7 protein-coding genes are annotated in these 6295 nt (G+C 72.9%); 2 read left to right on the forward strand and 5 right to left on the reverse strand.

The features are described 5' to 3' along the window. On the reverse strand, positions 1-1169 hold a 1169-nt coding region (locus GTW67_RS36745), incomplete at its 3' end, for an MFS transporter (protein ID WP_161169032.1). A 218-nt stretch (positions 1170-1387) separates the two neighbouring features. Between GTW67_RS36745 and GTW67_RS36750 the strand changes: the two genes are divergently transcribed. Then, complete coding sequence (locus GTW67_RS36750; RefSeq protein WP_161169033.1) at positions 1388-2752, forward strand: FAD-dependent oxidoreductase; 1365 nt, start codon at positions 1388-1390, stop codon at positions 2750-2752. A gap of 78 nt (positions 2753-2830) precedes the next feature. On the opposite strand, the gene GTW67_RS36755 is transcribed toward GTW67_RS36750, so the two are convergent. Genes GTW67_RS36755 through GTW67_RS36770 form a run of 4 tightly spaced genes read right to left on the reverse strand, consistent with a single transcriptional unit; the run spans position 2831 to position 5006 of the window. Then, entirely contained in the window at positions 2831-3205 is a 375-nt protein-coding gene (locus GTW67_RS36755) for a roadblock/LC7 domain-containing protein (RefSeq protein ID WP_161169034.1), read from the reverse strand. A 45-nt stretch (positions 3206-3250) separates the two neighbouring features. Then, entirely contained in the window at positions 3251-3787 is a 537-nt protein-coding gene (locus GTW67_RS36760; protein WP_161169035.1) for a roadblock/LC7 domain-containing protein, read from the reverse strand. A 41-nt stretch (positions 3788-3828) separates the two neighbouring features. Continuing rightward, on the reverse strand, positions 3829-4614 hold the full coding sequence (locus GTW67_RS36765) for a hypothetical protein (RefSeq protein ID WP_237519213.1): 786 nt from the start codon (positions 4612-4614) through the stop codon (positions 3829-3831). After that, the gene (locus GTW67_RS36770; protein WP_161167574.1) at positions 4611-5006 is read right to left on the reverse strand and encodes a hypothetical protein; all 396 of its coding nucleotides are present in this window, start codon (positions 5004-5006) and stop codon (positions 4611-4613) included. Before GTW67_RS36770 ends, GTW67_RS36765 begins: the two co-directional genes overlap by 4 nt. A gap of 313 nt (positions 5007-5319) precedes the next feature. Between GTW67_RS36770 and GTW67_RS36775 the strand changes: the two genes are divergently transcribed. Then, the coding region (locus tag GTW67_RS36775) for a YhjD/YihY/BrkB family envelope integrity protein (RefSeq protein ID WP_524539864.1) at positions 5320-6295 on the forward strand (976 nt) is incomplete at its 3' end.

Here is a 6295-nt window from a genome sequence, read left to right on the forward strand (position 1 = left end):
GTGATGTTCGGGGAGATCACACAGCCGCTGCCGAGCCCGCCGACCAGCAGTGCCGGGGCCGCGTACCAGGCGGCGCGGTCGGCGGGGGCGAGCCACAGCACCAGCGCGGTCGTCCCGAGCCCCGCCATGACGGCGACGAGTCCCCAGACGGTCAGCAGCCGGCCCAGCCGCTCCACCAGCCGGCCCGCCACGGCCGCCGCGACGGCGGAGCCCACGGCGAACGGGGTCACCGCCAGTCCGGACTTGAGGGGTGAGAAGCCCAGCCCGTTCTGGAAGAACAGCGCGAAGACGAGCCACACCCCGCTGAACCCGACGAAGTACAGGGCTGCAAGCCCCGCGCCGGTGGCGTAGCCGCGGGTCTCGGTGAGCAGCCCGGGGTCCAGCAGCGGCTCCCCGCCGCGGTGGGCGATGCGGCGCTCCCAGGCGGCGAAGCCGAGCAGGACCAGCAGCCCCGCCGGGAAGAGCCACCACGTGCGGCGCACCCCGCCCGCCTCGGCGAGCACCAGCGGCAGCATCACGGCGAGGATCCCGGCGCCCAGGAGCGCGACGCCCACCGGGTCGAGGCGTCCCCGGCCGCCGGGCGCGACCCGCGGCAGCAGGCGCAGGCCGAGCAGCAGGGCGATCACCCCCACGGGCACGTTGACGTAGAAGATCCACCGCCAGCCCTCGGGGCCGGCCAGGGCCAGGATCAGACCGCCGACGACCGGCCCCACGGCGCTGGAGACCCCCACGGTGGCACCGAAGAGGCCGAAGGCGCGTCCGCGTTCGGCGCCCCGGAAGAGCTGCTGGATCAGGGCCGAGTTCTGCGGCGCGAGGCTGCCCGCGGCGATCCCCTGGGCGAGCCGGGCGGCCACCAGCAGCCCGATGCCGGGCGCGGCCCCCGCCCCGGCGCTGCACACCACGAACGCGGCGAGGGAGACGAGGAACACGCGGCGTCTGCCGAACGCGTCGCCGATCCGGCCGGCCGTGACCAGGGTCAGGGCGAAGGCGAGGGCGTAGCCGGACACGACCCACTGCACGGACGCCGCGGAGGCGTGCAGCTCCCGTTGCATGGACGGCAGGGCGACGGCGACGATCGTCACGTCCAGCAAGGTCATGAAGCCGGCGACCAGCGTCACCCACAGGGCCCGCCACCGGTTCGGATCCGGGCGGTCGTCGGGACGCTGCACGGGGGCTCCCCTCACGAGACGGACGTGGGACGCGTTCACCGCGCCTACGCCTGCGTCACCCGTGACCGGGGGTTCAAACCCGGGCCACAAAGCAGAGCCATGAGGTGCCATAAGTCGTCCTTATGGCCTCATAGACCGGACCCGCGTACCGACTTAGGCTTGCCTTAGCTTAGGCTTCCCCGAGAGTCGATCTGTTACCGCTCGAAGGGAACCTGAACATGCCCCGCCCTCTGCGGGTGGCCATCGTCGGATCCGGCCCGGCCGGGATCTACGCCGCTGACGCCCTGCTCAAGTCCGAGGTGGCCGCCGATCCCGGTGTTTCCATCGACATCTTCGAGCGCATGCCCGCCCCGTTCGGACTCATCCGCTACGGCGTCGCGCCCGACCACCCGCGCATCAAGGGCATCATCACGGCCCTGCACCAGGTGCTCGACAAGCCGCAGATCCGCCTCTTCGGCAACGTGAACTACCCGACCGACATCAGCCTGGACGATCTGCGCGCCTTCTACGACGGTGTGATCTTCGCCACCGGCGCCACGGCGGACCGGGCCCTGTCCGTTCCCGGCATCGACCTGGACGGCTCGTACGGCGCGGCCGACTTCGTCGCCTGGTACGACGGGCACCCCGACTTCCCGCGCACCTGGCCGCTGGAGGCGGAGAAGGTCGCCGTCCTGGGGGTCGGCAACGTCGCCCTCGACGTGGCCCGCGTCCTCGCCAAGACGGCCGAAGAGCTGCTGCCGACCGAGATCCCGCCGAACGTCCACGAGGGCCTGAAGGCCAACAAGGCGCGGGAGATCCACGTCTTCGGGCGCCGCGGCCCCGCGCAGGCCAAGTTCAGCCCGATGGAGCTGCGGGAGCTGGACCACTCCCCCAACATCGAGGTCATCGTCGACCCCGAGGACATCGACTACGACGACGGCTCGATCGCGACCCGGCGCGGCAACAAGCAGGCCGACATGGTCGCCAAGACCCTGGAGAACTGGGCGATCCGCGACGTCGGCGACCGGCCGCACAAGCTGTTCCTGCACTTCTTCGAGTCGCCCACCGAGATCCTCGGCGAGGACGGCACGGTCGTCGGCCTGCGCACCGAGCGCACCGCACTGGACGGCACGGGCAACGTCAAGGGCACCGGCGAGTTCAAGGACTGGGACGTCCAGGCGGTCTACCGGGCCGTCGGCTACCTGTCCGACCAGCTCCCCAAGCTGCCCTGGGACCTCGACTCGGGCACCGTCCCGGACGAGGGCGGACGCGTCGTCCAGGAGTCCGGCGAGCACCTTCAGTCGACGTACGTCACCGGCTGGATCCGGCGCGGCCCGGTCGGCCTGATCGGCCACACCAAGGGCGACGCCAACGAGACGGTGTCGAACCTGCTGGACGACTACGCGAACGGCCGTCTGCACACGCCGGCCTCTCCGGACCCGGAGGCCGTGGACGCGTACCTCGCCGAGCGGAACGTCCGCTTCACCACGTGGGACGGCTGGTACCGGCTCGACGCCGCGGAGAAGGCGCTGGGCGAGCCGCAGGGCCGCGAGCGCGTGAAGCTCGTCGAGCGCGAGGACATGCTCCGGGAGAGCGGCGCCTGAGCAAGGACGCGACGGCACGCGGGCGCGGCCCGGCGGGGGGTTCCGCCGGGCCGCGCCCGCGTGTCGCGCCGGAGCGGGTCAGACCTCCAGCTCGGTCTCGATGCGGCGCAGCTGGTGCCGGGCCATCGCCAGGTTGGCGCGGCTGCCGTCGAGCACGAGGTAGAGGAACAGCCCGTTGCCGCCACGGCCCTTGAGCAGGCGGATCAGGTGGTACTGGCTGTTCAGGGTGATCAGGATGTCCTCGATCTCCTCCTTCAGACCGAGCAGTTCCATCGTGCGCAGCTTGGCCCGCACGACATCGGTGTTGCCGGCGGCGGCGACCTCCAGGTTGAAGTCCTTGGTCCCGCCCAGCGTGCCGAGGGCCATGCCGCTGGTGTAGTCGACCAGCGCCGCGGCGGTCGCTCCGTCGATCGAGCTCAGGCATTCCTTGAGCGAGGTCTCCAGGTTGGCCATGGGTGGGTTTCCTTCCGTACGTGATCGGTGGACACCTGACCGGGGTCAGGTCGGCCGGCGGTGGCCGCCGGCCTGGGGGCGTGGTTCGTGTGCGGGCCGTTGCGGGGTGCGCACCGGCAGGGTGCCGATCGGCCGCGCCGGGTCGGCCGGCGTCGTCGCGGCGTGCTCGCCCTGCACCGGCCGGTCGCCGGCCCGGGTGCGGTCGTGGCTCAGATGGGCGGCGACCAGTTCGCCGATGCGGGCGCCGCTGCGCCGGCCCTCCAGGTGCAGCCGCCCCACGTTGACGCGGCCCTCGGCGAGCAGGGTGAGCACGGCGGCCGGTCCGGCCGCGTAGGTGGCGACGTAGCCCTCGTCGCCGCGCAGCAGCAGTTCGCGGAAGCCGCCGCGCGCGGTGGCCTCGGCCATGCGGTGGGCGACGCCGAGGGCGGCGGCGGTGAGGGCGGCGAGGCTCTCGTGCTCGGTGCCCGGGGCGTCGTGGGCCAGTACGAGCCCGTCGACGGTGGCCGCGAGCGATCCGGTCAGCTGGGGCACGCGGTTGCGCAGGCGGTGCAGTTCGTCCAGGACGTCGCTCTCGACGGCCATGATGAGCAGTCTCCTTTCGGCACGCTGGCGACGCGCGCGGATCACAGGGCCTCCAGGGCGTCTCGAAGCCGTCGCAGCAGGGCCGTGTCCGGGTCGTCCCACTCGGACGGGTGCGCCCGTGGGCCCGCCGCGGCCGGCACGGGGGTGGGCTCGGCGGCGGTGACGAGTCCGTCGGCGGCCAGGCGGCGCAGTTCGACGAGGGTGTGGTAGGTGCGGCAGGCGAGGGACGCGGCGATGTCCGCGGCGGTGCGCACGCCGTCGACCTGGGTCAGGGTCCGGCTGCGCCGGGCCGGCAGGTCGCCGGTGCCGGCGCCGGGCACCCGGGTGAGCGGCACGACGTCGATGTCGGGGTCCGGCCAGATGCGCTCCAGCAGATCGCGGCGGCGGCGCGACTCCCGTACGACGGTGTCGACGGGCACGGACCGCACCGCGCCGAGCCAGTGCAGGGCGCCGGGCCGGAAGCGGTGCGCGCGCGTGTCGTGGGCGAGCACGAAGTACGCGGCGTCGAAGAGCGCGCCCAGGTGGCAGACCTCCAGGGCGCCGGCGGCGAGCCGGCCGCTGTCCACCAGCCGGTGTCCGACCCGGTGCTGGACCCCGCCCCGGTCGACCGCCTCCCACCAGCCGTCGGTCGGGACGGCGCCGCTGCGGGTGAGCAGCGCGCCGAGGTCCGGGGTGAGGGCCGACTCCACGTGCACGACGCGGCCGGCGGAGAGGTAGACGATGCCCCGTTCGCCGGACAGGGCGCCGGTGGCGCCTTCGGCCGCCAGGGTGCCGAGGGCCTCGGACGTCGTCCCGTGCTCGGTCCACGCCGTCATCGCCGCGGTCATCCGAGCACCAGGCGGTCCGCCATCTCGGCGAGCCGGATGCGGGCCAGGGCGAGATTGCCGTCGTTGCGGTCCAGCCAGAGGTGGAGGAAGACGGTGCTGTCGAAGGGGGTGCTGACGAAGCGGAGCAGGTGGTAGGAGTCCGCCGTCGTGACGATCATGTCCTCGACCGGCGGTTCCTTCTCCGCGGCGGCCTCGCCGGCCGGTGCCAGGGAACCGCTCTCCGCGACGTGCCGGGCGAGTTCGGCCGTCTCCGCGGCCGTCGCCTCCGGGTCGCCGCCCGGCGCGTCACCCACCGCGCCGAGGGCGAGCCCGCTGATCCAGTCGACCAGCGAAGCGCCCCGGGCGCCGGGCAGCCGCATGGCTTCCAGCAGACTCTCGTCGATTCCGGGCACGCCGGATCCCCTCCCCCTGCACGGCTGTACCGCGAACGTGACGACGACACTACGGAAGGTGCACGGATCCGGTGAGCGCTTTGGCATTTTCCAGAGGAACGTGCCCTCGGTGCGGCATACTGCGACGTTTCGGCCCGCGAGGGAGGGGGCGCGGGCAGGCCCGCGCCCCGGTGCGGATGGTGGGCGGGACCTGTCCGCACGGACCATGGTGCGAGCGGTCCCCGGCCCGCCGCCACGAGTGAACGGCGCGGCTCCGGGCGCGCGCCGCACACCCGGTGCGCGCACCCGCGCACCGGCGCGGACGCGGGCGCGCATGCGTGGACACGGCCGGACGGGCAACCCGGCGGACATGCCAGAACAGCCCCCTTCCCACGACGGGAAGCACACACCGGACCGGCACAGCGCGACGGAGGGCAAGGCGCCGGAGGACTTCGGTCCGGGCGCCTCCACCGAGCGGGCCGCCCCCGACTCGCCCACGGACCTGCCCAAGCGCTCGTGGAAGGCGCTGCTGCGGCGTGTGCTGTCCGAGTTCAAGGACGACGAACTCACCGACCGCGCCGCCGCCCTGACCTACTACGGGATCCTGGCGCTGTTCCCGGCCCTGCTGGTGCTGGTGTCCCTGCTCGGCATCGCCGGGCAGTCCGCCACCCAGGAGGTCCTGGACAACATCCAGAAGCTCGCCCCCGGGTCCGCGCGGGACGTCATCACCGACGCGGTGAAACAGCTCCAGGCCAAGGCCGGCCTCGGCTCCGTGCTTGCGGTGGTCGGTGTGCTCGGTGCCGTCTGGTCGGCGTCCGGCTACGTGGCCGCGTTCATCCGCGCCGCCAACGCGGTCTACGACGTGCCCGAGGGGCGGCCGGTGTGGAAGGTGCTGCCGCTGCGGGTGGCGCTGACCGTGGTGCTGCTCGTGCTCGCCGTGGTCAGCGCGCTCATCGTGGTGTTCACCGGCAGTCTGGCCCGGCAGGCGGGCACCGCGCTCGGCGTCGGCGACACCGCGCTGACCGTGTGGTCCATTGCCAAGTGGCCCGTCCTGGTGCTGCTCGTCACCATCATGATCGCGGTCCTGTACTGGGCCACCCCGAACGCCCGGGTGCGGGGCTTCAAGTGGATCACGCCGGGCAGCGTGATCGCCCTGCTGGTCTGGCTGCTGGCCTCCGTCGGGTTCGCCTTCTACGTGGCGAACTTCGGCTCGTACAACAAGACGTACGGCACGCTGGCGGGCGTCATCATCTTCCTGGTGTGGCTGTGGGTGACGAACCTGGCGATCCTCCTCGGTCTGGAGTTCGACA

Source organism: Streptomyces sp. SID5910, assembly GCF_009862125.1.
Taxonomy (GTDB): Bacteria; Actinomycetota; Actinomycetes; order Streptomycetales; family Streptomycetaceae; genus Streptomyces.